The organism is Pseudomonas oryzihabitans, assembly GCF_006384975.1.
GTDB lineage: Bacteria > Pseudomonadota > Gammaproteobacteria > Pseudomonadales > Pseudomonadaceae > Chryseomonas > Chryseomonas psychrotolerans_B.
This window is the reverse complement of the sequence record NZ_CP021645.1, coordinates 1,509,133-1,535,474: the sequence shown is the minus strand read 5'-3', so window position 1 is coordinate 1,535,474 and position 26,342 is coordinate 1,509,133. Positions and strand designations below refer to the sequence as shown.

22 protein-coding genes are annotated in these 26,342 nt (G+C 64.8%); all 22 read right to left on the bottom strand.

Annotated features, from left to right (window positions below):
• Complete coding sequence (locus tag CCZ28_RS06695) at positions 1–1,134, bottom strand: glycosyltransferase (RefSeq protein WP_140217012.1); 1,134 nt, start codon at positions 1,132–1,134, stop codon at positions 1–3.
• A complete protein-coding gene (locus CCZ28_RS06690) occupies positions 1,127–2,074 on the bottom strand; it encodes a glycosyltransferase (RefSeq protein ID WP_140217010.1) in 948 nt (315 codons plus the stop codon). The genes CCZ28_RS06695 and CCZ28_RS06690 overlap by 8 nt, the downstream gene beginning before the upstream one ends.
• A complete protein-coding gene (locus CCZ28_RS06685) occupies positions 2,071–3,441 on the bottom strand; it encodes an O-antigen ligase family protein (protein ID WP_140217008.1) in 1,371 nt (456 codons plus the stop codon). The genes CCZ28_RS06690 and CCZ28_RS06685 overlap by 4 nt, the downstream gene beginning before the upstream one ends.
• Positions 3,438–4,496, bottom strand: coding sequence for a glycosyltransferase family 4 protein (locus CCZ28_RS06680; protein ID WP_140217006.1), 1,059 nt, complete (start codon positions 4,494–4,496; stop codon positions 3,438–3,440). Before CCZ28_RS06680 ends, CCZ28_RS06685 begins: the two co-directional genes overlap by 4 nt.
• Positions 4,493–6,085 carry a GumC family protein gene (locus CCZ28_RS06675; RefSeq protein ID WP_140217004.1) on the bottom strand — a complete coding sequence of 531 codons (1,593 nt, stop codon included), beginning with the start codon at positions 6,083–6,085 and terminating at the stop codon, positions 4,493–4,495. Before CCZ28_RS06675 ends, CCZ28_RS06680 begins: the two co-directional genes overlap by 4 nt.
• 10 nt (positions 6,086–6,095) lie before the next feature.
• On the bottom strand, positions 6,096–7,160 hold the full coding sequence (locus tag CCZ28_RS06670; RefSeq protein WP_140217002.1) for a polysaccharide biosynthesis/export family protein: 1,065 nt from the start codon (positions 7,158–7,160) through the stop codon (positions 6,096–6,098).
• Between the two features lie 17 nt (positions 7,161–7,177).
• Positions 7,178–7,807, bottom strand: coding sequence for a CpsD/CapB family tyrosine-protein kinase (locus tag CCZ28_RS06665; protein ID WP_140217000.1), 630 nt, complete (start codon positions 7,805–7,807; stop codon positions 7,178–7,180).
• A gap of 1 nt (position 7,808) precedes the next feature.
• Complete coding sequence (locus CCZ28_RS06660; protein WP_140216998.1) at positions 7,809–8,573, bottom strand: sugar transferase; 765 nt, start codon at positions 8,571–8,573, stop codon at positions 7,809–7,811.
• A gap of 1 nt (position 8,574) precedes the next feature.
• The gene (locus CCZ28_RS06655; RefSeq protein ID WP_140216997.1) at positions 8,575–9,627 is read right to left on the bottom strand and encodes an NAD-dependent epimerase; all 1,053 of its coding nucleotides are present in this window, start codon (positions 9,625–9,627) and stop codon (positions 8,575–8,577) included.
• A 949-nt stretch (positions 9,628–10,576) separates the two neighbouring features.
• Positions 10,577–11,329, bottom strand: a complete 753-nt coding sequence (gene cobA / locus CCZ28_RS06650) for a uroporphyrinogen-III C-methyltransferase (protein ID WP_140216995.1) — start codon at positions 11,327–11,329, stop codon at positions 10,577–10,579.
• Positions 11,330–11,570: 241 nt separating this feature from the next.
• Positions 11,571–12,371 (bottom strand): ABC transporter ATP-binding protein, encoded by an 801-nt coding sequence (locus tag CCZ28_RS06645; RefSeq protein ID WP_058764056.1) that lies wholly within the window; start codon positions 12,369–12,371, stop codon positions 11,571–11,573.
• Positions 12,372–12,382: 11 nt separating this feature from the next.
• Positions 12,383–13,228, bottom strand: coding sequence for a nitrate ABC transporter permease (gene ntrB / locus CCZ28_RS06640; RefSeq protein WP_140216993.1), 846 nt, complete (start codon positions 13,226–13,228; stop codon positions 12,383–12,385).
• 29 nt (positions 13,229–13,257) lie between these two features.
• On the bottom strand, positions 13,258–14,583 hold the full coding sequence (locus tag CCZ28_RS06635; RefSeq protein ID WP_140216991.1) for a CmpA/NrtA family ABC transporter substrate-binding protein: 1,326 nt from the start codon (positions 14,581–14,583) through the stop codon (positions 13,258–13,260).
• 261 nt (positions 14,584–14,844) lie between these two features.
• Complete coding sequence (locus CCZ28_RS06630) at positions 14,845–16,089, bottom strand: nitrate regulatory protein (RefSeq protein WP_140216989.1); 1,245 nt, start codon at positions 16,087–16,089, stop codon at positions 14,845–14,847.
• 58 nt (positions 16,090–16,147) lie between these two features.
• Positions 16,148–17,818, bottom strand: coding sequence for a bifunctional protein-serine/threonine kinase/phosphatase (locus tag CCZ28_RS06625; RefSeq protein ID WP_140216988.1), 1,671 nt, complete (start codon positions 17,816–17,818; stop codon positions 16,148–16,150).
• Positions 17,819–17,891: 73 nt separating this feature from the next.
• Positions 17,892–19,925: a M13 family metallopeptidase gene (locus tag CCZ28_RS06620; protein WP_240795242.1), complete on the bottom strand. Its 2,034-nt coding sequence runs from the start codon at positions 19,923–19,925 to the stop codon at positions 17,892–17,894.
• 145 nt (positions 19,926–20,070) lie between these two features.
• Positions 20,071–21,522, bottom strand: a complete 1,452-nt coding sequence (gene nuoN, locus CCZ28_RS06615) for an NADH-quinone oxidoreductase subunit NuoN (protein WP_140216986.1) — start codon at positions 21,520–21,522, stop codon at positions 20,071–20,073.
• 7 nt (positions 21,523–21,529) lie between these two features.
• Positions 21,530–23,062, bottom strand: a complete 1,533-nt coding sequence (gene nuoM / locus CCZ28_RS06610) for an NADH-quinone oxidoreductase subunit M (protein ID WP_058764044.1) — start codon at positions 23,060–23,062, stop codon at positions 21,530–21,532.
• Positions 23,063–23,089: 27 nt separating this feature from the next.
• Complete coding sequence (nuoL, locus tag CCZ28_RS06605; RefSeq protein ID WP_140216984.1) at positions 23,090–24,937, bottom strand: NADH-quinone oxidoreductase subunit L; 1,848 nt, start codon at positions 24,935–24,937, stop codon at positions 23,090–23,092.
• The gene (gene nuoK / locus CCZ28_RS06600) at positions 24,934–25,242 is read right to left on the bottom strand and encodes an NADH-quinone oxidoreductase subunit NuoK (protein ID WP_007158894.1); all 309 of its coding nucleotides are present in this window, start codon (positions 25,240–25,242) and stop codon (positions 24,934–24,936) included. Before nuoK ends, nuoL begins: the two co-directional genes overlap by 4 nt.
• A 25-nt stretch (positions 25,243–25,267) precedes the next feature.
• The gene (gene nuoJ / locus CCZ28_RS06595) at positions 25,268–25,780 is read right to left on the bottom strand and encodes an NADH-quinone oxidoreductase subunit J (protein ID WP_140216982.1); all 513 of its coding nucleotides are present in this window, start codon (positions 25,778–25,780) and stop codon (positions 25,268–25,270) included.
• A gap of 9 nt (positions 25,781–25,789) precedes the next feature.
• Positions 25,790–26,338, bottom strand: coding sequence for an NADH-quinone oxidoreductase subunit NuoI (nuoI, locus tag CCZ28_RS06590; RefSeq protein WP_058793297.1), 549 nt, complete (start codon positions 26,336–26,338; stop codon positions 25,790–25,792).
• Between the last annotated feature and the right edge of the window lie 4 nt (positions 26,339–26,342).

Sequence of the window (26,342 nt, the reverse complement as noted above, 5' to 3'; positions counted from 1 at the left end):
TCAGCGGTTCTGCTCCGGATTCCACAATGTATAGCGCCGTCCGGCGAGGAATTGCAGGAGGCCTACCGTCATGCCGGCCAGGGTGACCAGCAGGAAGGCGGCCAGGCGAAAGGGGCGTGGCAGGCGCCCGCCTCGATCCAGCAGGCCCAACAGGGCGCCGCCATAGGCCAGCAATTGGCCCGCCAGGGTCAGTTGATAGAAGGGCGAGGCGAGCAGTGGCAGGTTGCTCAGTAGCAACGGCAGTAGGGCGAGGGGCGCCAGGCGGCGTAGGAGCTTGTGGCTGATCAGCGCCAGGGCATAGCGCCCATATCGCCAGGGATTGAGCAGGGCCTTGCGTTGCGCCAGGCTCTGCAGGCCACCGACGGTGACGCGCAGGCGACGACGGAACTGGCGCTCCGGGGCGTCGACGCCCTGGTCGAGGACCCGGGCAGCGTCCACGTAGGCGATGCGCCGGTGAGCCGCCGGTGCGCAGGTGCTGAGGAAGAAATCGTCGTTGACGTCGGCCGGTACCGGGCTGAACAACTCGCGGCGCAAGGCCAGCAGGGCACCGTCGACCGCCACCGTGCAGCCGAGGCGATCCTCGGCCTCGCGCAACCAGCCTTCGTAGCGCCGATACAGGCTGTCGCCCAGGCTGAGGCCGGTACCGGTCTGGAGGATGCGGAGATTGCCGCCGCAGGCGCCTACCTGCGGATCCGCCAGCGGTCCGAGCAACTCGGCCAGGGTGGTCGGTGCCCAGCGATTGTCGGCATCGGTGAACACCAGGATCTCACCACTACTCGCGGTCACGGCGGCATTGAGCGCCGCCGCCTTGCCGACCCGGGGCAGGTCCAGTACCCGCACCCGGTCGTCCGCCACGGCTCGCGCCATGGCCACGGTGGCGTCCGTGGAACCATCGCTGGCGACCAGGATTTCGAGCGCTGCGGGACGATAGGTCTGGGTCAGCAGGCTGGCGAGCTTGGCCTCGATGTGGCGTGCCTCGTTGTGCGCGGCGATCACTACGCTGACCCTGAGCGGCGGAGCGATAGACCTGGGCCGCCGCGGAGTCAGCCAGCCGCACAGGGTGATCGCCAGGGGAAAGCCGAGGTAGGCATAGAGGGGGATGGCCACGCTCGACCAGAAGATCCATTCAGCCACGACGCGGCCTCCCTATCCTTAGGTTGAATAGCTGTAATAGTGCTGCCGCAGCCCCCAGATGAAGGCGTATGCCATGCAGCAGCCAGAGCTGCAGCACCAGCAGGAGCTGTCCCTGGCGCAGGGTCTGGCGCAAGGCCAGAGCCAGGGGCAGGAGCAGCACGCCGCTCAGGCCACCGGCCAGGGCTAAGGGTGAGCCCAGCAGCAACCCGATCAGCGCCAGTAACGAGCAACCCGCAGCGAACAGGCACAGCAGGGAAAAGCGCCATAGGCCAAGGCTGGCCCGCTGCCCGGCCAGGTGACCGCTCTGGCGCCACAGTTCCTTACCTAGCCATTCGCGCCAGGACGCCTCGTAGCCCCAATGCCAGACAACGGGCTCGGGGATGGCCAACTGCTTTGCACCAAGGGTATGCAGGCGCAAGCCGAGATCCTTGTCCTCACCGGTGTTCAACTGTTCGTCGAAGCCGCCGACCCGCTCGAACCAAGCTCGCGACAGGCAGAGTGCGGGGGTGGGTAACCAGGCGCGCCAGCGTCGTCTCGCGCTACCCAGGCTGCGTCGTTGCCAGGCCCGGGCGTACCAGGGCGCTATGCTTGGCGCCAGGCAATCGAGGGTGAAGGCATCAGCGCCGGCAGCGCGCTCCCGCTGCCAGATCAGCAGCCAGTCAGGCGGAACCTCGATGTCGGCATCCAGAAAGGCCAATTCGGCATGGCGGGCCTGGCGAGCCCCCAGATTACGTACCCCGGCGATAGTCAGGCCGCGCCCGTCGATTACCTGGGCGCCGAGCGCCCGGGCCAGGGCGGGCCCGCTATCGCTGGAGCCGTTGTCGACCACCAGGATTTCCGGCTGCAGCTTGGCCCGGCTGGCCGCCTGGGCCACGGCCATGAGGGTTCGCTCGATGTGGCGCGCCTCGTTGTACAGCGGTATCACGATGCTCAGGCTCATGTCGGCTGCCCCGCCTGTGACGTCTGACGTTCGGCCTGATCGCGGACGACGCTGGAGAGCGCCAGCAGCGCCCAGAAATACTTGTGGTTGGGAATGCTCAGGAACGCCATGAACAGGCTCACCACCAGCAGGCTCAGCCCCAGATGCATGGCGAGATCGCCCAGCCGCTGTTGGCCTTGGGCAGACCAGGCACGACTGGCACAGCGGAAGTTGTTCAAGGCCATGACGATCATGCCGACGAACAGCAGGCCGGCGGGGACGCCGAACTCGCTGAAGATCTCAAGATAGGTGTTGTGCGCCCTGCGGAAGAGCTCCGGCACTTCGAGCCCGATGGAGAAGGCGGTGGCGTATCCGGTCGTCGCATAATGATAGGGAAAGGTTCCTGGACCCGAGCCGAACCAGGGCTTGGCGGCGATCATCGCCTCGCCCACGGTGATGTAGGAGGCTCGCCGACCGAGTGAAGGGTCTTCCTGGGGATTGATGCCCTCGCCGAGACTACTCAGGGTGGCGATACGCTCCAGATAAGAAGCGGGCAGCACGGCTACCATCGTCGGCAGCAGTATCGCGCCGCCCAGCACGATGAAGCCGAAATGCTTCGGCCGCAGCCAGCCTAGGCGATGGCGGTGATGCCACAGGCCGATCAGTGCGGCCAGTGTCGCCACCAGCAGGCCCGAGCGCGAGTCGGTCTTGACCAGGCCCGTGCAGAGCAGGACCAGGCTGAGAAGCCACACCAGTTTGGCGCTGGTATGGCGTTCATGCAGGAGCAACAAGGCCGCCAGTGGTATGGCGACCGCGATCAGCAGGGCGAAATAGTTGGCATCGCTGAGTAAACCAATGGCTCGTCCTCCCACTTCGTGGCTCTTGCTCAGCAGGCTCAGCAGGCAGGTCGTGGCCACGCCGAACGCTACCAGCCGACACAGCCAGAAAAGGTCGAATTCCCTGAGGGTCAGCAGGGCGATGGGGAACAGCAGCATGCCGATGAACAGCTCGCGCAGATTGCCCAGCGAGGCGTCCGGTCGCTCGCTGTAGAGCAGGCTCAAGGCGGTGCAGAGCAGGAACAGGATCAGCAGACGCCAGAGATTGCTGCGCAGGTCGCGAAGCGGGCTCTGGCGCAGGACCAGGCGCAGTATCAGGATCGCCAGCATGGCGCCGCCGACCAGTTTGGGGGCGCTGTACGAGCTTTCGCTAACGAGGTCCTCGAAAGGCACCATGGCGAGGAGCGCCACGCTGCCCAAGGCCGGACGTCGCAGCAGCAGGGCCAGCCCGGCCAGCCCGAACAGTGCCAGGGGCGCGAGGAACGGCCAGGGACTGGCCAGCAAGCCAAGGCTGAGCAGACCCAGCAGGGTGCCGAAGAGCACTACCGTCATGTCGCCAGTCCTCGACTGGCTTGGGTATAGAGCCTCGACCAGCAGGCCGCCAGGGCTGGTAGATGATAGTCCTGTACCTGGCGGACCCGCGCTTGCCGGGCCAGTGCCTGCGCCAAGGCGGGATCGTCCAGCAGCCGGGCGATAGCCGCTCCTAGCTGATCAGGATTGCCAGGGGCTGCCAAAAGGGCGCTACGCTCATGCTCGAGCATGTCAGGCACGCCGCCGACCGCGAAGGCGACGACGGGCACTCCGGCACGCATGGCTTCGAGCACCACCAAAGGTGTGCCCTCGGTGCGCGAGCTGACTACCAATACCGAGAGTCGACGCAACCAGGCCTGACTATCGTCTTGGTAGCCGGGCAGTTCGATGCGCTCAGTCAGCTGTTCCGCTGCCAGCCGATCGCGCACGCCCACCGCCTCCGGACCATCGCCCAGCATGACGGCTCGCAGCCCGGAGCGGGCTCGGCATAGCGGTATCACGGCATCGAGGAACAGGTCCGGTCCCTTCTCGCTGCTCAGGCGGCCGATGAAACCTACCAACGGCTCCAACCCACCTGGCAACGGTTGCTCGGGCAGCGCGGGGAGGCCGTTGGGAATCACGCTGAGGCGCTCGGCCGCGATGCCATGTGCCAGATGCAGGCGCTCCAGGGCACGGGACACGCAGACCACCCGGCTGACACCCCGGCTACCGGCGATGGCCAGGGCCAGGCGAGTGTAGAGGCGCTGCTTGAGGCTACGGGGTGTGAAGCCGTGCTGCGTGAGTAGCAAGGGAAGGTCCAGTCGGCGCGCGACCAGCCATGCAAAGACCTGCGCCTTGAAGTTGTGAGCATTGAGCACCACCGCGCGTCCGCGCAGCTGGCGCATTACCGCAGTCAGGCCCGAGCAGTCCGTGCAGCGGATGCCGGCCGCGCGAAAGCGGGCCAGCAACGCGGCCGGTGCTTGGAGGAACAGTACCTCGTGGCGTCCCGGCACATGCAGGCAATGATCGAGCAACATCCGCTCGGCACCATAGAAGCCGCCACTATGGATCAGGTGCACCACCGTCGGCGGATTCATCGCCACAGGCAATGCCACAGCCAGCGCAAGGAGCCGCGCCGATAGGGGTTGCCCAGCACACGGCGCTGGCTGTTGAGCACCATCAGCACCGGTAGATTCAGATGCTGCTGAATCTGGTTGGGATGCTTGAAGCGATGGTCGAAGAACTCGCGGATGTAGCCCAAGGCGATGGCCAGCAGCAGACCGGTCAGCAAACCCAGCAGCACGACCTGGAATGGGCGCGGGAAGGCGGCCTGGGTGGGCTCTTGCGGGTTGCTGAGAATGCGGGCGTTGGAGGGCAGGCTCTCAATCAGGTTGAGATCGCGACTTTCTTCGTAGCGCTGCGTGTAGGTGAAGAAGGCCTTGTGCAACGCATCGATTTCGGTATCCAGCTGCCGTAGCCGCCCCTCGATGTCCTGCAACTGGCGTACCCGGGCCTTGTATTCGTCGATGCGCGCCGTTTTCTGGTCGATCACCGCTTGCAACGTCTGTTGATTGGCTTGGCGCTCGCGAATGCGGTTCGCCACGATCTTGAGGAATTCCTGGTGAGTGCGGTCGATCTGGGCGCGCTGTTGTTGCATGGGCACGCTATCGGGCTGAAAGACCTCGGCGGCATTGCCGTAGCGGCTGATCTGCTGGATCAACTGATCACCCAGTTGCTTGATCTCGCTGTCCTGGTAGGCGACGCCATTCACCGTGTTGGTGAAGCTGAAGGGAAAGGCGTAGTCACTGGGGCGGCGTTTCTTGGCCTCTATCAAGTTCTTTTCCAGGTATTCCAGCCAGTGCTTGCCTTCCAGGTAGTTGTCACGATAAGTGTTGAGTGCCGCTTCTTCGGTGCTGATCGCATTCAAGCGGAAGGTGGTTTCCTGAGTGGGATCTACGGAATTGACCCCTTGCAGCAACTGGATGCGCTGGCTCTCCAGGGCGTTCAGACGCTCGCCGTACTGTGCCTTCTTCTTTTCATAGAAGGTCTCCGGCAGATCGTTCGACTGCAGGGCGCGGCGGCGTTCCAGGTAGTTGTGCAGCAGGCGATCGACGAACAGCGTGCCTTGGGCTGGATCGAGGGACTTGAGGTCCACCGAGATGACGTTCGAACCCGGCAGGGTCGCGATCTTCAGATTCTTGATGGCATCCGCGGTGTATTCGTCCAGCAAGGTTTCCTTGGGCGGCAAAGGCTCTCCGCCGAGCAGGCGGTGCAGCGGATCGATCACGATCGAGCGCAGGGGAGTTATTACCAGCGTCTTGAGCGGCAGTACGAACAAGCGTTGCACCAAGGTCGGACGCAATTGGTAGTGTCCCTCGGCGACCAGCTCCGCCAGGGTGCTGCGAATCAGCGTGGGCGAGCGCAGGATGTCGCTTTCGGTCTCCATGTCGGCCAGTGTTAGGGGCAGATACTTGTCCGCGTCTGGAGTGAGCAGGCCATTGGGATCGCTTTGAGAAAGCTTCTTGGACTGTACGATGACTTGGCCGGAGATGTCGTAATGCTTGGGCAGGAGCAAGGCCAGCGCCAGGGTCACCAGGGTGAAGACCAGAAAGACCCGCTTGATCAGACGGCTATTGGCGAAAAATACCCGCAGAAATTCGTGGAGATAGTTTTCCATCTTGTTCATCTTGAACCTGCTAGGGCGCCCTGGTGGTAGTGGTGTTACTCGTCGTGCCGCCCTGTTCGCGGTAGACGGTGTCGCCCTTGTTGTCCAGACGATAGGAGAGGCCTACGCCAACCCCCTGGAACAGCAGTACGTCCGCGAGTTGCTTGCTGAACTGGCCGGCGCGGCTTAGACGCGTCTTGGGAATGTAGAGCAGGTCGTCCGGGCGTAGATAGGCGAAGGCGGCGGCCTTGCCATCGAGCAGTTTGGACAGATCGTAGACCCGTGCCACCACATGGTCGCCCTGGCGCTGCATGATCACGGCTGAATCCAGCTTGGCGCCGACGGTGGCGCCGCGAGCCAGGGTGAGGGCCTCCAGCACCGAGATGGGACGGCGAACCGGATAGGCGCCCGGTTGTGCCACTTCGCCAAGGATATAGACCTCGTTGGGTGCCGTGCTCTTGAGCAGCACGTCCACCTTCATGTGGCCGGTCTGGTTGGCGTAGCGACGGTCCAGTTCGGCTTCCAGCTGGCTGATCGTCATGCCGCGTACCGAGAGGTTGCCCAGCAGCGGGAAGCTGGCCGTGCCATCGTCGCCAACCAAGATCTCGCGACTCTGGCCATAGCTCGGATGATTCAGCGTCAGCCGCAGGTTTTCTTCCTTGGACATCAGTTGCGGAACCGACAGCGTGATCTCAGGGCGCCTGAGGACTTTCAGGTAGCTACGCGTGAGCTGGGCCCGGGCCTCATCCACCGTCAGGCCGCCGATCTTCACGCCATTGACGTAGGGCAACTCGACGACGCCATCGGGCATCACGAGGCGCGTGCCGTTGAGTTCGGGAGCATTGGCGAACAAGACCTCGACCTTATCCATCGGTTGGATCCGATAGGCCGTGGCACTGCTGAGGTTCATGTGGAAGATGACATCCAGGACATCCTGCGGACGCAGGGCCTGCTGCACGGGCATCACAGTGGTGAGCTGGTTGTCAGCGGGCGGTGCGGTAAGGATATCCACCGGCACATTCTGGGCATCGGGGACGTTGGCACAGCTGACCAGCAGCGGGGTCAGGAGCGCTAAGGTGGTAAGGCGGATTTTCATGACGGGGACCGCATTGGCTACAGGTGGTCGTAGATCCACTTGGGCATGTAGTACTTACGTTCGTTGAAGACGCAGCCGATCACCTTGGCCGCGGCTTGGGTAAGGCGTTGAACGGCAGCTTGGGCGACTTCCCAACGGGTGTCCTCGGCCTTGATCACCAGGATCACGCCGTCGACCAGGGCACTGATGGCCAGGGTGTCGGCCGGTGAATAGATGGCGGCTGCATCGATTACCACGAAGCGATAGCGCTGGCGCAATTCATCCAACAGGCCTTCCAGTACTTCTGGCGGCAGGCGATCGTTGTAGCGTTTCACGTGACCGCTGCCCAGGACGTCGAAGGTCCATTGGGGTTGGGTATGGATGCAGTCGTCTAGCGTCGGTGGCGGGGTTTCCAGCAGCAGATCGAGAAAGCCGGGATGACTGGTCAGATTCAACTGCTGGCTCAGGGCGGTCGCCGAGAAGCTGGCATCCACCAGCAGGACCCGGCCGCGGCTGGAGCGTGCCAGCTCATTGGCCAGTGCCAAGGCGCTGGTGGTGACGCCACTGCCGGCATTCGCCGCCGTGAGCAGAACCACGCGTTGCTCCTTGTCCATCACGGTACTGGCCAGGTTGACCTCGCTAGGCGAGAAGGGCGGTGATAACGGCATGTCAACTGGCTCCTTGGCCGTCGATAACTTTCAGCGGCGTCTTGAGCAGGATGCGCAGATCGAACCAAGGGCTTTGGCGCTCGATGTACAGCATGTCCAACTGCACACGTTCGTCGAAACCCACATTGCTGCGCCCGGATACCTGCCAGAGCCCGGTGATGCCCGGATAGATGCTCAGCCGGGAAAGATGGCTGGGTAGATAGGTGTCCGCCTTGAAGGAGGTCGGCCGAGGGCCGACCAGACGCATGTCGCCGCGTATCACGTTGAGTAAATTGGGCAACTCATCGATGCTGGTGCGCCGCAGCCAGCGACCGATCGGAGTGATCCGGGGATCGCGATCCACCTTGAAATCTATGGCATCCGATCCGTGCTTGTTCAGGTGCTGCAACGAGCTCTTGAGCGCTTCGGCGTTGGCCACCATGGTGCGGAATTTGTACATGCCGAAGCGGCGTCCGCGAAAGCCGGTACGTTGCTGCACGAACAGTATCGGCCCTGGTCCGCTGGCCTTTACCAGAATCGCGACCAGCAGGAGCAAGGGGGATAGCAGCAACAGCAGCAGTGCTGCGAGAAGGGCGGAGGTGAATCTTTTGCTGCGCGACAGCGCCCAGGAGCGGCCACCCGGACGCCCCGTCACCCAGGAGATATCCTGTTTGGCCAGCGCCTTATCGATACGGGCGCGTAACTCGGGATTGCGCCGTTCCCGTCGAGCTTCGGTGTGGCTATCGGCGAAGTCGGTGAGTTTTCCCGACAGCGGATCCAGTTGCATCTCAGTGATCTCCCGGCACGACGCTGGTCACACGGGCGCTGGTCGACAGCCCGTGATAGGTGCGGAACCAGTCCACGAAGAGGCGCAGCCCCTCTTCGAGAGTGACCTGGGGCGCGAAGCCGATGGCGGTTTCCAGGGGGGCGCAATCGGCGAAGGTGTGCAGCACATCTCCGGGCTGCCTCGGCAGCAATTGCAGTTCGGCCTTGCGCCCCAGGCACTCTTCCAGCAGTGCTACATAACGCCGGAGATACACCGGCCGATTGCCGCCGATGTTGTAGAGCCGCCAAGGCGCCCGGCTGCCGGCGGGATCCGGTACTTGGTCATTCCAGTTCGGATCGTGCGTCGGCGCTACGGGCAGCAAACGCACCAAGGCTTCCACGATGTCGTCGATGTAGGTGAAGTCGCGTTGGTGTTCGCCGAAGTTGAACAGCCGGATCGGTCGACCTTCGACGATCGACTTGGCGAACAGCATCGGCGACATGTCGGGACGCCCCCAGGGCCCATAGACGGTGAAGAAGCGCAGCCCGGTCGCGGGTAGTTGATAGAGATGGCTATAGCTGTGTGCCATCAGTTCGTTGGCTTTCTTGCTGGCGGCGTAGAGCGACAGCGGATGATCGGTGCGATCAGCCACGGCGTAGGGGGTAGCACCGTTGGCGCCGTACACTGAACTGGAAGAAGCGAACAGCAGGTGGCTCACCGGATGGTGCCGACAGGCTTCCAGAACATTGAGGAACCCTTTGAGGTTGCTGTCGAGGTAGGCGGCAGGATTTACCAGGGAATAGCGGACGCCGGCCTGTGCCGCTAAATGGACTACCGCCTCGGGTCTTTCATGGACGAATAGCCGCAGCAGCTTGTCCAGATCGCTGATGTCCTGCCGGTACATCGAGAAGCCGCCCGCCGCTGCCTCTATCCAGGCGAGGCGTTGCTCCTTCAGGTGTGGCGAGTAGTAGTCGTTGAAGTTGTCGAGCCCGACGACCTCATGGCCGTCCAAGAGCAGCCGACGTGTCAAATGAGCCCCGATGAAGCCAGCCGCTCCAGTTACCAGAACCTTCATGCTCAACCCTCTGAATAGGCATAAGCAACCAGGCGCTCGCGGGAGCACAGGGTTGCGAAAGGGGCGGGCAGGCAGTACATGACGGTGCCAAGCTCTTCCGTGGCGCGGCGTAAGCGGGTGATCGCTGCGACCTCTGGTCCGGGCTGCCTGGTGGCAATGGGCGAGCCGGTATCGAATGGCTTCAAATCTACAACCGTTGAGTCCGAAGCGCGGGTCTTCATGATCGTCCTGATCTTGAGAATACGAGGGTAACAGTGACCGATATGGCAAAAGGCCATTGGGGTGATCTGTGAATTACATCACTTTTTGGAGGCGTCAAGAAACTATTTTTTACAAATAGCGCAGTAATTTTTTGCCAAAAATATGACGTCAATAAGTTTCGTAGGCATACGCCTAGGTCAATAGGGGTATCGGAACCTTCTTTCTAGAGCATTAGGCGGCTTGTCAAGGCTTTGATACCGCTCGGCGGGCCTGGACATGACAGGAACGGTGCCAATGGAGGAGGCCCTTCACCAAGGAACTTATTCCGGTTCTTCTTGTCTTGCCGTCAAGGTCCTGGCCGTAAGGGCTTTTGCAAGCAGCAAGACTCGGTCTGTGGCAGCTGTACTTGGCTGGTAAGGCTTTAGCCGAGATTGGCGCGGTGCTGTCGGGGGGTGATAGCGCTTGGGAGCGATGACTCGCGAGTTGCCGTAAGTTCGCGCAGCAGGCAGCTCTGCGCAGGCTGGTCTATTGCTGCGCTATGCATGGGGCTGGGTGTCTGAGGATCGTAATAGGAGCCCGAGTACCTGTAGCGACAGCCAGCAGCGGGGGCTGGCTGTCGATAGACAGAGGATGCCTACACAGACAGCGGCTAAGTCTTCCGCCGTTCGCGCACCCCCTGATTTCCTGTCTGGCTATTTTGGTGGGCGCGTCCATGGGAGACGCACCACTCTGGCACCTAGTGCGGTGCTCAGGCACTGGCCTGATCGGCGAAACTCAGGGCCTGTTGCAGCGCCGCCTGGCCCACCACCTCGCCGATCACCAGGATCGCCGGGCTTTTCAGCTGGAAGAGGGCGGCGTCCACCTGGAGATCCAGCAGCGTCGAGCGGCTTTCGCGTTGGGTCGGCAGGGACGCGTTCTCGATCATGGCTACCGGGGTAGTCGTCGGCAGGCCGCCGTCCAGCAGGCCCTGCTGGATCTCGCTCAGACGGGCCACGCCCATGTACACCACCAGAGTGGTCCCGGTGGCCGCCAGGGCGTTCCAGTTGGGGGCGCTGTCGTCCTGGGTGTGGGCGGTGACCAGGGTCACGCCGCGGGCCACGCCGCGCAGGGTGAGGGAGATGCCGCAGGCGGTGGCACCGGCCAGGCCCGCGGTGATGCCGTTGACGATCTCGCTCTGCACGCCACGGGCGGCCAGCCACTCGGCTTCTTCGCCGGCCCGGCCGAAGATGCAGGGATCACCGCCCTTGAGCCGGGCGACGCAGCGACCCTGGCGGGCATAGCGCAGCATCAGCCGATGGATGAAGGCCTGGGGCGTGGAGCGGCAGCCGCCTCTCTTGCCGACGCGGATCACCCGGGCGCCTGGACAGTGCTCGAGCACGGCCGGATTGACCAGATCGTCGATCATCACCACCTCGGCCTCGCCCAGGGCGCGCACCGCCTTGAGGGTGAGCAGCTCGGGATCGCCAGGGCCGGCACCGATCAACCAGACTTTTCCGCTCATCCGAGCTACCTCTCGTGTTGGAAGAAACGCTAACGCAAAAAAAAAGGCGTCCCGCTGCAAGCAGCTGGGACGCCTTTGTCCTGAAGCGTCTTTCCTCGCCGTTGAAGAAAGACCTATGTTGCCTAGGGATTTGCAGGCTTCATGCCAGGTGTTCGAGCCCCGATTTGCTGGGGTTTCCTGGCCGGTAGCGGAGAAAGGCTGCCCTCTTTCAAGGCGGAGTGCCTCAAAAGAGGGCGGCGGCTCAGGCCACGGCGCCGGGATGGCCGTGCTTTTCGTAGAGGAAGCTCAGTACCGCATGGCGATAGAAGTTGTAGCGCGGGTCGTCCACCAGGGTGATGCGATCGCGTGGGCGCGGCAGGTCGATGGTGAGGATCTCGCCAATGGTGGCGGCCGGGCCGTTGGTCATCATGACGATCCGATCCGACAGCAGCACCGCCTCGTCCACGTCGTGGGTGATCATCATCACCGTGTTGTGCAATTCGCTCTGGATACGCATCACCTCGTCCTGCAGGTGCGCCCGGGTGAGGGCGTCCAGGGCGCCGAAGGGCTCGTCCAGGAGCAGCACCTTGGGCTCCATGGCCAGGGCACGGGCGATGCCGACGCGCTGCTTCATGCCGCCGGAGATCTCGCTGGGTCTCTTGTGCAGGGCATGGCTCATGTTGACCATGTCCAGGTTGTGCAGCGTCCAGGCGTGGCGCTCGGCCTTGTTCTTGGTGTGTTTGAACACCTTGTCCACCGCCAGGGCGACGTTCTCGTAGACGGTCAGCCAGGGCAGCAGCGAGTGGTTCTGGAACACCAGGCTGCGTTCCGGACCGGGGCCGCGGACCTCGCGGTTCTCCAGCAGGATCGAGCCGGAGGTAGGCTCGATCAACCCGGCAACGATGTTGAGCACCGTCGACTTGCCGCAGCCGGAGTGGCCGATGATGGAGATGTATTCGCCGCGTTCGATCTTGAGGTTGACGTCGCGCAGCACCGTGGAGGTCATGCCGTTGCGGGTAAAACTCTTGTCGACGTGCTCGATGCTCAGGTAGGGCTTGGCCATGGGGGAGTCCTCTAGTTCGCGGTGCCGCGGGTGACCAGCCGGCCGATGAGGGCCACCAACCGGTCGAGCAGGAAGCCGATGACGCCGACGTAGACCAGCGCCAGGATGATGTCGCTGATGCGCGAGGCGTTCCAGGCATCCCAGATGAAGAAGCCGATGCCGACGCCGCCGATCAGCATCTCGGCGGCGATGATGGCCAGCCACGACAGGCCGACGCCGATGCGCAGACCGGAGAAGATGTAGGGCGCCGCCGCCGGCAGCATGATCTTCTGGAAGTATTCCCAGCCGTTCAGGCGCAGCACCCGCGCCACGTTGCGGTAGTCCTCGGGGATGTTGCGGATGCCCACCGAGGTATTGATGATGATCGGCCAGATGGCGGTGATGAAGATGACGAACAGTGCCGAGGGGTGGCTGTCCTTGAAGCCGGCCAGGGACAGCGGCAGCCAGGCCAGTGGCGGCACGGTACGGAGGATCTGGAACAGCGGATCGAGACCGCGCATGGCCCAGGCCGATTGGCCGACCAGTACCCCCAGGGCGATGCCCACCACCGCGGCCATCAGGTAGCCATAGGCGACCCGTTCGAGGCTGGCGAGCAGCTGCCAGGCCATCCCCACGTCGTTGCCGCCATTGTCGTAGAAGGGCTGGGTGATCAGCTCCCAGGTGTCGCTGACCACCTGGCTCGGCGGCGGCAGGGCCGCGCCGGGGCGGCTGCACAGCAATTGCCAGACGATCAGCAGCAGGGCGCCCACCACCAGCGGCGGCAGGCCATTGCGCAGCACCTGCTGGGTGAGACGACGCAGCCGGGTCTGCGGGCGAAAGGTCGCGAGGGCCTTGGGCGGCCGGGTATGGGCGTTCATGGGCGGCACTCCTGTGAGGATGGTGGACGTCAGGCCTTGAGCGTCAGGCTGGCGAGATAGGCCTTGGGATCGGCGGGGTCGAACACCTTGCCGTCGAAGAAGGTCTCCCGGCCGCGCGAGTTGCCGGTGGGGATGTCGCCAGCCGGTACGCCGATGGCCGCCGCCGCTTCGCGCCAGAGGTCGGCACGGTTCACCTGGGCGATCAGGCCCTGGGCATCCAGATCGCCAGGCAGGTAGCCCCAGCGCTGGTTCTCGGTGATGAACCAGAGGTCATGGCTCTGGTAGGGGAAGGAGGCGTGCTCGCTCCAGAACTTCATCAGGTGCGGACTGTTCTGCACCACCCGGCCATTACCGTAGTCGAAGGTGCCCTGCAGGCGGCCGACCACGTCTTCGGCGGGTGCGCCGATCCAGCGGCGCTTGGCGCATATCTCGGCTACTTTGGCCTTGTTGGCCGCTGCCTCGCAGTATTGCTGGGCTTCCAGCACCGCCTTGAGCAGCGCCACGGTGGCCTTGGGGTTGGCCTGGACATAGTCGCCGCGCAGGGCCAGGGCCTTCTCCGGATGATTGGCCCAAAGCTCGCCGGTGGTCAGGGCGCTGTAGCCGATGTTCTGCTTGACCAGTTGGGCGTTCCAGGGCTCGCCCACGCAGAAGGCGTCCATGTTGCCCACCTTCATGTTGGCCACCATCTGCGCCGGCGGCACCACCAGGGTAGTGGTGTCCTGGTTCGGGTTGATGCCGTTGGCCGCCAGCCAGTAGCGAATCCACAGATCGTGGGTGCCGCCGGGGAAGGTCATGGCGGCCGAGGTCTTCTTGCCGGCGGCCTGGCGGGCGGCCAGGGCGCTCTTGAAGCCGCTGGCGTCGAGGCCGATCTTCTGGTCCTTGTACTCGTTGGACAGGGAGATGCCTTGACCGTCGACGTTGAGCCGGGCCAGCAGCGCCATCGGCAGCGGCTGGCCGTTGGGGGTGATCTTGCCGGAGGCCAGGTGATAGACCATGGGCGTGAGGATATGGGCGCCATCGATGCCGTTGGCGGCCGAGCCCAGTACTAGGTTGTCGCGGGTCGTGCCCCAGGAGGATTGCTTGAGCACCTCCACCTCGGTCATGCCGTACTTGGCGAACAGCCCCAGCTCGTCGGCCACGAACAGCGGCGCGGCATCGGTGAGGGCGATGAAGCCGAGCTTGGCCTTGGTGGTTTCCACGGCGTCGCTGCCGGCCGCCCAGGCGGCGGACCTGAGACCGGGTGGCAGCAGACCGAGGGCAGCACCGGCACCGAGCACGCCGAGCGACTGCTTGAGGAAACTGCGGCGGGGGAGTCCACGACCGGCCTGGTCATCGTTACGGGAGCTGTCGTCCATCGTCCTATCCTTTTTCTCGGGCATAAAAAAACGGCATCCACTCTCGGCAGCCGTGGCTGCGAGGGTGGACGCCGTCGTCCGGGGTGTTCTGTGGGAGCGAAAAATCGCTCGCTAGGGCAATTGCAGGGACCGTGCCAAGCGCTGAATAGCGCCTTTGGCGGGGATAAGAGGCTGGGGCGCGCACAGCGGCGGGGCGAATTCCGCTCGGTGTGCGCCGTCCGGGCGCACGATGGGCTGTACTAGGTTCTGTACGAAAAGAACCTAACGAGGTTGCGCCAATACCTGCCGCACCACTTCCGGCAGGGGTAGGCCACTGTGCATCGCCAGCTGCTGCAGATGCTGGTGGGCTTCGGCCTCGGGCAGCGCCAGTTGCTGCATGAGGCGTTGCTTGGCGCGCTCCAGTAACTTGCGCTCGGCCAAGGATTGGCGGGTCTCCTGCAATTCCGCCTCGACTTCGTGCAGCCGCCGCGTCTGGGCATGGAGCAGGTCGAGAATTCCTGGGGAAGGCTCGCCTGGTCGGGTCTCCCCGACCGGCTGGGCCGCGAGGCTGAACAGCAGCGGCTGGCCCGGATCGCGTTCCAGCTCGGCGAGTCGCCGCGACAACTTGCGGTGACTGTCCAGATCGGCCTGGGCGGTGTCTATGCTCGCCGCGCAACGCGTCCGCAACTCCGCCACCAGGTGCTGGGCGACCGTCTGCATGGCATCCAGGCGGCGGGTGTTGAGTTCGAACCAGAGCTCGGCGAGCGCCGGCTCCACCCGGGCGTTGGCCGAGGTCCGCCGGGCGACCTCGCGCAGCCGCTCGATCTGCACGCGGGACGGGCAGCGCTGCACCTCATCCCAGCGCTGCAGCGCCTCGGCATCGGCGTGGGTGAGGAAACCTTCGAAACAGCGGGACTGGCTGCTGTCCAGCTCGCCGAGCCGGGCGAGCAGGCTGGCGTCGAAGTGGCCTTGGGTGAAGCCGACCACCCCGGTCGCCCGGGCTTGCCCGGCCAGCTCCTTGCCCTGCATGAAGTTGAACAGTGCCACCAGGGCGCGGGTCAGGCCGGGGTCACTGGCGGTGTCGGCGGCCTCGAAGATGACCGCCAGCAGACCAGCGATCAGGTGCGAGAAGGCGGTGGTGGCCGCCTGCATCGCCACCCGCCGTTCGACTATGCCGCGTCTCAGACTCGGCAGGCCATCGAGCAGATGCAGGACGCAGGCGATGCGGTTGAGCAGCCGGGGCCGATCCTGGGCGACGCTGGCGTCGAGTGCATCCAGCCAGTCGCGCAGCCGGGCCTCGCTGCCGCGTGCAGTGGTGGAGTGCTGCTCCAGCGCGGTGCGATAGCGATCATTGCCGGTGCCCAGCAGGATATTGCTGAAGCCACGCTCACGCTGCAGGTCGTGCACCAGGGCACTGGCGCCTTCCACCAGCTCGCAGGTCAGGGCAAGGCCTTCCAGGTGCTGCAATTCACAGCGACGGGCCGCCAGCATGAAACGCAGGGCGGGGGGCATCTGGCGATCGGACATGACGGGGGCTCGAACGGGGCGCTGGCCAGTGGCCTGCAAAAGCTGCTCCAGCCTGGCATCAGTGGCGATAGAGCCAGAACAGGAGGATCGCCAGATTGGCGGCGAGGGACAGGGCCGCCACGGTCTGCCAGGTACGTAACGGATTACGCTGCAGCAGGGGCAGGGCGCGCGCGGCGGGTTGGCGTTCGCCCTGTTCGAGCAGCAGCAGCGCCTCCTCGGCGGTCTCGAAGCGCTCTTCGGGTGTCACTGCTACGGCGCGTTGCAACCAGTCTTCCAGCCAGGTCGGCACATCGGGGCGGCGACGCAGCACGCTGGCAGGGGTGCCGAAGCGCGGTCGCTGGAAGGGTTCGACCTCACCGTAGGGATAGCTGCCGGTGAGCAATTCGTAGAGCGTCACCCCGGCGGCATAGAGATCCTGGGTCGGACTCGGGGCGGCGCCGTCGAAGGACTCGGGAGCCCGATAGCTAGGGGTGCCGGGGGTATCCTGCAGGTCTTGGGACAGTTGCGGGCAATAGGCCAGGCCGAAGTCCAGCAGGCGCAATTCGCCATCCGTGCCGCGGTGGAGGTTATCCGGCTTGATGTCGCGGTGCAGGATGTTGCGGCGATGCAGTTGGCCCAGGGCGCGCAAGAGGCGGGAGGCGACGTCCAGCCACTCCGCCAGCGCCAGCGGCCCATCGCTGTGCAGCTGTTGCGCCAGGGTGCGCCCGGGATACTCCCGCTGGACGAAATAAAGGTGCGCGCGGCGCGGTAGCGGATGCACCTCGACGAAGGCGCGCCCGGCCACGCGGCGCAGAAACCATTCCTCCATCAGCAGCGCATGGCCGGCGAGGGTGTCGTGTTGCAAGGCCGCTGGCAGGGTCTTGAGCAGCCAGTGGCGACCGCTCTCGTCCTCTACCCGGTAGAGCAGCGACTGGCGCGATTCGGCCAGGCGTTCGAGCACCGTCCAGCCTTCGAATTGCTGTCCGGGTCGCAGGGCCGGCAGGGCGGGCCAGGTATCGGCGCTGGCGAGGGTATCGGCCAGGGAGACATCGGGTAGCTGGTCGACCCGCACCAGCAGGGCACTGGCGTTGTCCTGGCCGCCGGCATGCAGGGCGCCGGCCACCAGTGCCTGGGCGGTCGCCTCCAGGTCCGCTCCGGCATCGGCGAGGATGCGCCTCATGCTGTCCTCACCCAGCGCCGCCCAGACGCCGTCGCTCACCAGCAGCAGGGTCTCGCCGGCTTCCAGTTCGCCTTCGCGAAAGTCCACCACCAGATGGCTTTCCAGACCCAGCGCACGGGTCAGCACATGCTGCATGCCGGCCTGCTGCCAGACGTGGTCGACGGTGAGGCAGGTGAGTCGCCCGCCGTGCCAGCGATAGGCGCGGCAATCGCCGACATGGGCCAGGGTGTAGCGGCGCCCGCGGATCACCAGGGCGGTCAGGGTGGTCAGTAGGGGTTGGCCGTTGCCGGCGGCCTGCAGCCAGCGATTCTGCGCCAGCAGCAGCCGTTCCAGCGCCTGGGCCACCGGCCAGGTCTCCGGCGTGGCGTAATAATCCAGCGCCAGGGCCTGCAGGGTGGCACGGGCGGCCAGTCCGCCATCCGGACAGCCGCTGACACCATCGGCCAGGGCGAACAGATGCCCCTTGGTCGCCGCCAACGCCGCACTGGGCTGGACGCTGCGCAAGGCATCCTGGTTTTCCTTGCGCGGGCCGGTCACGCTGGCTTCGGCGGTGGCGAGTTCTAGGGGCATGGGCGGGGCGCCGGAGAGAGGGGACGCAAGGCGATGCAAAAGCGATACCCGTCGTCGCTGCGCCCCGCGTTCATCACCAGATCTCCACCCGCTTGGCGTCCGGGCGGACCATGGCATCGCCTGGCTTGCAACTGAACGCCTGAGCGAAGGACGGCATGTTGGACGGTGCGCCGATGGCGCGGAATCTCATGGGCGCATGGGGATCGGTGTTGAGGAACAGGCGTGCCTGCTCTTCGCGGATCGAGCCACGCCAGACCCGCGCCCAGTTGAGGAAGAAGCGCTGCTCCTGGGTATAGCCATCGATTTTGCTGCGGGCTTCTTCCGGCTGCTTGGCCAGCGCCAGTTGCAGGGCATCGTAGGCGGCGTTGATGCCACCGAGGTCGCCGATGTTCTCGCCCAGGGTCAGCTTGCCGTTGACGTGCAGCTCCGGGTGGTCCGGTAGCGGATGGTAGTTGTCGAATTGCTCCACCAGCTTGCCGGTCCGGGCCTCGAAGGCCTCCCGATCGGCAGGTGTCCACCAGTCCACCTGGTTGCCCGCACCATCGAACTTGCTGCCCTGGTCGTCGAAGCCGTGGCTGGCCTCGTGCCCGATCACCGCGCCGATGCCGCCGTAGTTGATGGCGTCGTCGCCGTCCGCATAGAAGAACGGTGGCTGCAGGATGGCAGCCGGGAAGTTGATGGTGTTGTCGGTGGAGCTGTAGTAGGCGTTCACCGTCTGCGGCAGCATGCCCCATTCCTGGCGGTCGGTGGGCTTGCCGATCTTGTCCAGGTCATGGCGATAGTTGAAGCGCGAGGCGGCTTCCAGGTTGGCGTAGAAGCTCTGGGGCTTGATCGTCAGGCCGCTCCAATCGCGCCAGCGCTCCGGATAGCCGATCTTGGGCAGGAAGCTGTCCCACTTGGCCAACGCCTTCTGCTTGGTCTCGGGGCTCATCCAGTCGAGTTTCTCGATGCGCGCTCTAAGCGCCTGCATCACGTTGTCCACCAGCTCTTGCGCGCGGGCCTTGGCCTGGGGCGAGAAATGCTCCTGTACATAGAGCTGGCCGAGGCCTTCGCCCATGGCGCCATTGACCGCGCGCAGCACCCGCTTCCAGCGTTCGCTCTGCTGCTGCTGGCCACTCAGGGTCTTCTGGTTGAAGTCGAAGCTTTCCTGCTGGAAGGGCTTGGATAGCCAGGGCGCGGCATCGTCGATCACATGGGCGCGCAGATAGGCCTGCCATTGCTCGATGGGCGTATCGGCCAGCATCCGGTCGAATTCGGCGAAGAAGCCGGGCTGGGACAGCGAAAAACCTTGCTGGCCGTGGACGCCCTGACTGGCGAAGAAGGCCTGCCAGTCGAAATGCGGCGTCACCTGGTTCGCCTCGGCGAAGCTCAGGTAGTGGTACTGGTTCTCCGGGTTGCGCAGGTCCACCGGTTTGACCGAGGCACGGGCGAGGCGGCTTTCGAGGGCCAGCACCAGTTCGGCCTGGGCGGCGGCCTGGGCCTTGGGTACCCCGGTGAGGGTCAGCAGTCGGGCGACATGCTTGAGATAGGCCTGGCGCAGCTTGGCGTAGTCGGCCTCGGTGTAGTAATCGGGCGTCGGCAGGCCGAGGCCGCCCTGGAAGGCGTAGGCAATCTGCTGCTTGGCGTTCTGGTAGTCGGCGCCGGAGCCGAAGGAAAACACCTGCATGTCGCCTCGGGCGAAACTCTGTTGCAGGTACTTCACCACGTCGGCCGTGGTGCGCAGCCCGTCGATGGCGGCCAGCTGCGGCTGGATCGGTCGATAGCCGGCGCGCTCGATGGCGGCCTCGTCCATCCCCGAGCGATAGAGCCAGCCGATCTTCTGCTCCACCGAACCCTGGGCCGCACGATCCGCCTCGTGGGCGGCGCGCTGCAGGATGGCATGCTGGTCGTTGAGCGACTTTTCGCCCAGGGCCATGAAGGAACCCCAGCGTGACTTGTCCGGCGGAATCGGATTGGCCGCCACCCACTTGGCGTTGACGAAGGCATCGAGGTCGGTGCAGGCAGTGGCGGGATCACCCAGTTCGTTGACGTCGAACACGGGAGCGGCGAGTGCCTGGCCGCTGAGTAGCAGGCCGATGGCGAGAGCAAGGGGTTTCAACGCAGGCATGGGAGAAAAGGGTCTCCAGAAAAGTACAGAAGCGGGGTAGGGCGTCGAGGGTAGCGGTCAGGGTGCGACCCTGCCAAGGCGGGTCTTCGTGGACCCCAGAAACGACGATCCCCGCCGAAGCGGGGATCGCGAGCGACGCAGGGGATCAGAACACCGTCAGCTGCGCCAGTTGCAGCAGGGGCTGCGGATAGACGCCGAGGATGAAGGTGGCGATTGAAATGGCGATCAGCATCACGCCACCGGCGCGCTGGCCCCAGTTCATCGGTGCATCGTGGCGCTGCAGGCCCTGGCGGGTCAGGTACAGGGTGACCATGACGCGCAGGTAGTAGAACAGGCCGATGGCGCTACCCAGCACGATGGCTGCGGTCTGCCACCACATGCCGGCTTCCACGCCCACGGTGATGACATAGAACTTGCCGATGAAGCCCGCGGTGAGCGGAATACCGGCCAGCGACAGCATCATCACCGTCAGCGCCGCGGTCAGGTACGGACGGTGCCAGAACAGGCCACGGTACTCGAACAGGGCATCGGCATCGCGCTGGCCGTTGCTCGGGCTGGACATCAGGGTGATCACGCCGAAGGCACCCAGGCTGGTGAAGACATAGGTCACCAGGTAGACCGCCGCGGCTTCCATCGACAGGCCTTCGCCCGAGGCCACCGCCACCAGCAGGTAGCCGAAGTGGGAGATGGAGGAATAACCCAGCAGACGCTTGAGGTTGTTCTGCATCAGGGCCAGCAGGTTACCCACCAGCATGGAGGCGATGGCGATGAAGGCGATGGTGTCGTGCAGCCAGCCGTCCTGGGTAGCCAGGGGCATGGTCTGGAACACCCGCATCAGCACGGCGAACACGGCGACCTTGCTGGCGGTGGCCAGGAAGGCACCCACCGGGGCCGGAGAGCCTTCGTAGACGTCCGGCGTCCAGAGGTGGAAGGGCACCAGCGACAGCTTGAAGCCCAGGCCGACGATCAGCATGCCGAGGCCGATTTCCATCAGCAGGCCGGTGCTGGCCGGGGCGTCCATCTGCACGCCGATGTCGGCGAAGCTCAGGCTGCCGGACTGGGCGTAGAGCAGGGCCATGCCGAACAGCAGGATGGCCGAGCCAGCGGCGGACAGCACCAGGTACTTCATGCCCGCTTCCAGGGAGCGGCGGTTGAAGTAGCTGTAGGCCACCAGGCCGTAGACCGGTACCGACAGCAGTTCCAGGCCGATGAACAGGCCGGCGACGCTCTGCGCCGCCACCAGCACCAGACCGCCGGTGGCGGAGATCAGCAGCAGCAGGTACAGCTCTTCACGGTTGCCCGGATAGCCTTCCATGTAGGCATGCGACAGGGTCATGCAGGCCAGGGTGGCGATCAGGATCAGCGCCATGTAGAAGCAGGTGAAGCCGTCGATCCGCAGCAGCGGGGTGACGTCGATGGCGCCGACGCCCAGAGCCGGAATGCAGGACAGCAGGGCCAGGTTGAGACCGATCACGCCGAGGGTCGGGATGAGGGTGTGATCCCGTCGCCAGGCGATGCCCAGCATCACCACCACGGCGGTGAAGCCGGTGATGAGGATCGGCAGGAGGGCGATGAGGTGTTCGTAGGTAAAGGTCATGGCGCTCTTACCGGGCGGAAACGAGGGAGGAGAAGGCTTCGCCGAGCCACTGCTGCACACCGGCCATGCTCGCGGCCGAGGTATCCAGCACCGGCTGCGGATAGACACCCAGCAGCACCAGCAGCACGCCGAGCAACAGCAGCATCGACATCTCCCGGGCGTTCAGGCCCCTCAGCGCGCCTTCGGCCTTGGCCGGGCCGAAGTAGGCACGGTGGATCATGATCAGCGAGTAGACCGAGGCGAACACCAGGCCGAAGGTGGCGATGACCACGATCATCGGCACCACCGGGAAGGCACCCAGCAGGATCAGGAATTCGCCGACGAAGTTGCCGGTACCCGGCAGGCCCAGGGAGGCCGAGGCGAAGAACAGGCTCAGCGCCGGCAGATAGGGCATCCGCGCCCACAGACCGCCCATCTCGCGCATGTCACGGGTGTGCAGACGCTCGTAGAGCTGGCCGCAGAGGATGAACAGGCCGGCGGCGGACAGGCCGTGGGCGATCATCTGCACCACCACGCCCTGCAGCGCCTGGGGGCTGCCGGAGTAGATGCCGATCAGCACGAAGCCCATGTGCGAGACGCTGGAGTAGGCCACGAGACGCTTGATGTCGGTCTGGGCGAACGACAGGATGGCGCCGTAGAAGATGCCGATGATACCTAGCCACATGGCGATCGGTGCGAACTCCGCCGAAGCATTGGGGAACAGCGGGATGGCGAAGCGCAGCAGGCCGTAGGCGGCGGTCTTGAGCAGGATGCCGGCGAGGTCGACGGAACCGGCGGTAGGCGCCTGGGCGTGGGCGTCCGGCAGCCAGGAATGCACCGGCACCACCGGCAGCTTCACCGCGAAGGCGATGAAGAAGCCCAGCATCAGCAGGTATTCCAGGCGCGGGTCCAGTTGCAGTTGCAGCAGGTCTTCGTAGTCGAAGGTCAGGACGCCGGTGGCACCGTAGTTCACCAGTACCAGGGCGATGATGGCCACCAGCATGATCAGGCCGCTGGCCTGGGTGAAGATGAAGAACTTAGTGGCAGCGGTGATGCGGCTCTTCTTGCCGTCCGCGGAGCTATGGCCCCACAGCGCGATCAGGAAGTACATCGGCACCAGCATCATTTCCCAGAAGAAGAAGAACAGGAACAGGTCCAGCGCCAGGAATACCCCCACCACGCCGCCGATGATCCACAGCAGGTTGAGGTGGAAGAAACCGACGTGGCGCTGCACCTCGCGCCAGGAGCAGGTCACCGCCAGCACACCGAGCAGGCCGGTGAGCAGGATCATCAGCAGCGACAGGCCGTCGAGACCGAAGTGCAGGCTGATGCCGAAGCGCGGAATCCAGTTCATCTGGAATTCTGCGGTCCAGGCAGTTTCGGCGCCGGGGGCGGGGGCCAGGCTGTAGTCGCCGTGCGCCCACAGCCACAGGCCGAGCACCAGCTCCAGCAGCATGGTGAACAGGGCGATCCAGCGGGGCACCAGCGGGCCGGTCTTTTCCGTGAGGAAGCAGAGCAGGCCGCCGATGAAGGGGATCAGGATTAGCCAGGGCAGAAGCATGACGTGTACTTATCCTTAGTCAGAGGGTCAGGCCAGCAGCAGCGCGCCGAGCAACAGCACGGCGCCCCCCACGATGGACGCCGCGTACCAACGCAGACGGCCGTTCTCGGTGATGCTCAGTGCCAGGTTGCCACCGCGTGCCAGCAACGGGATCAGACCGATGGCCTGGTCGATGGGGTCGTGGCGCAGCAGGCGGGCCAGCAGCAGGTAAGGCTTGACGAAGAGCAGGTCGTACAGCCAGTCGAAGCCCCAGGCGTGATACCACCAGGTGCCGAAGAACCGCCCCGGAGCGCTCTTCGCCAGCGCGCTGACGAAGGTCCGCTTGCCCAGGAAGAGCAGGGCGGCCAGCAGGATACCGGCGATGGCGATGGCGCCCGAGGTGATCTCCAGCGCATGCTTGCCTTCGCCACCGGCATGGCCGATGGATTCCGGCAGCACGCCCGCCAGCGGCGGCACGATCATGGCGCCGACGAAGGTCGACAGCACCAGCAGCACCGCCAGCGGCAGGTTGTGGGCGATGCCATGGCCGGCATGGGCCTCGGTGTGCGCCTCGCCGTGGAAGGTGATGAAGATCAGGCGGAAGGTGTAGATCGAGGTCAGGAAGGCACCGGCCAGGCCTGCATAGAGCAGGTAGGTATGACCACTGGCCATGGCTTCCCAGAGGATCTCGTCCTTGGAGTAGAAACCGGCCGTGACCAGCGGCAGCGCCGCCAGGGCCGAACCACCCACCACGAAGCTGGCGTAGGCCAGGGGGATCTTCTTCCACAGGCCGCCCATCTTGAAGATGTTCTGCTCGTGGTGGCAGGCCAGGATCACCGAACCCGAGGCGAGGAACAGCAGCGCCTTGAAGAAGGCATGGATCATCAGGTGGAAGATCGCCGGTTGCCAGGCGCCGACACCCAGGGCCAGGAACATGTAGCCGATCTGGCTCATGGTCGAATAGGCCAGGATGCGCTTGATGTCGGTCTGCACCAGGGCGGCGAAGCCGGCCAGCACCAGGGTGACGGCACCGACGATACCCACCAGGTGGAGGATGTCCGGCGCCAGGGCGAACAGGCCGTGGGTCCGGGCGATCAGGTAGACACCCGCGGTCACCATGGTCGCCGCGTGGATCAGCGCCGAGACCGGGGTCGGGCCGGCCATGGCATCGGCCAGCCAGGTCTGCAGCGGCAGCTGGGCGGACTTGCCGACCGCACCGCCGAGCAGCGCCAGGGTGGCCAGCACGATCAGCGGATCGCCGCTGGCGAAGACATCGGGCGCCTTCTGCAGCAGCTCCTGGATGTCCAGGGTCCCCAGGGTCATGAACAGGATGAACAGGCCGAAGGCCATGAAGACGTCGCCGACGCGGGTGACGATGAAGGCCTTCAGCGCCGCGTTACCGTTGGCGCGTTCGCTGTAGTAGAAACCGATCAACAGGTAGCTGCACAGGCCCACGCCTTCCCAACCGAAGTACAGCAGCAGCAGGTTGTCGCCGAGCACCAGCAGCAACATGCTGAAGACGAACAGGTTGGTATAGGCGAAGAAGCGCGAGTAGCCCTCTTCACCGCGCATGTACCAGGAGGCGAAGAGGTGGATCAGGAAGCCGACGCCGGTGACCACGCCGAGCATGGTCAGCGACAGGCCGTCCAGGTAGAGAGCCATGTTGGGCGCGAAGCCCTCCACGTTCATCCACTGCCAGAGGACGATGGTCAGGTGGCCGTCGGCCGGCGGCGCGATGTGGAAGTTCCAGCCGACCCAGGCGGCGACCAGCGCCGCCAGGCCCACCGAACCCACACCGATCAGGGCGGAGAGGTTCTCCGACAGCCGACCGCGGGAAAAGGCCAGCAGGAAGTAGCCGACCAGGGGAAAGGCGAAGGTGAGGGGTAGCAGGTTCATCCGTGCATCTCGCTGGCGGCATCGACGTCGAGGGTGTGGAAGCGGCGATAGAGCTGCAGCAGGATCGCCAGGCCGATACTGGCCTCGGCGGCAGCCAGGCTCAGCACCAGGATGAACATCACCTGGCCGTCGGGAGCGCCCCAACGGCTACCCGCGACCACGAAGGCCAGGGCGGCGGCGTTCATCATGATTTCCAGACTCATGAGCACGAAGAGGATGTTGCGGCGGACCATCAGGCCCACCAGGCCAAGGGCGAACAGGGCGCCGGCGAGGGCGAGTCCGTGTTCCAGAGGTATGGCGTTCATTGGCTGTTCTCCAGTCCTTGGCGACTCACTCGCCGATCCCGTCTTTGACGTCGCTGCGACCCAGGTGGTAGGCCGCGACCAGGGCCCCCAGGAGCAGCATGGACGCCAGCTCGACCGCCAGCAGATAGGGTCCGAACAGGCTGATGCCCACGGCCTTGGCTTCCACGCTGGTGTGACCGATGGCGGCGCCGCCTGGAGTGCGAGAGAGCACTACCAGCAGTTCCACCAGCAGCGCACCGGCGAGAATGGTCGGACCGATCCAGACCTTGGGCGTCAGCCACTTGCGTTCCTGGTCGGAGATGACCGGCCCCAGGTTGAGCATCATCACCACGAAGACGAACAGCACCATGATGGCGCCGGCGTAGACGATGATCTCCAGGGCCCCGGCGAAGGGCGCGCCCAGGGCGAAGAACACCATGGATACCGCCAGCAGCGAGATGATCAGGTACAGCAGGGCATGCACCGGATTGGTGTTGGTGATCACCCGGAAGGTGGCCAGGACGGCCACCCCGGCGGAGAAATAGAAGGCGAATTCCACGACAGCTCCTTAGGGCAGCAGGCTCTTCACGTTGATCGGCTCTGCCTCGCTCTGCGCGGCACCCTTGGGCTTGCCCGCGATGGCCATGCCGGCCACCCGGTAGAAGTTGTACTCCGGATACTTGCCCGGGCCCGAGATCAGCAGGTCCTGCTTCTCGTACACCAGCTCCTGGCGGTTGAACTCGGACATCTCGAAGTCCGGGGTCAACTGGATGGCGGTGGTGGGGCAGGCCTCCTCGCACATGCCGCAGAAGATGCAGCGCGAGAAGTTGATGCGGAAGAACTCGGGATACCAGCGACCGTCCTCGGCTTCGGTCTTCTGCAGCGAGATGCAGCCGACCGGGCAGGCCACGGCGCACAGGTTGCACGCCACGCAGCGCTCCTGGCCGTCGGGGTCACGGGTGAGGACGATGCGGCCACGGTAGCGCGGCGGCAGGTACACGGGTTCCTCGGGGTATTGCAGGGTGTCGCGCTTGCGGAAGGCGTGACCGAAGATCATCACCACGCTGCGCAACTGGGTGTAGGTGCCATGCAGGATGTGCAGGATTTCCTTGATCATGACG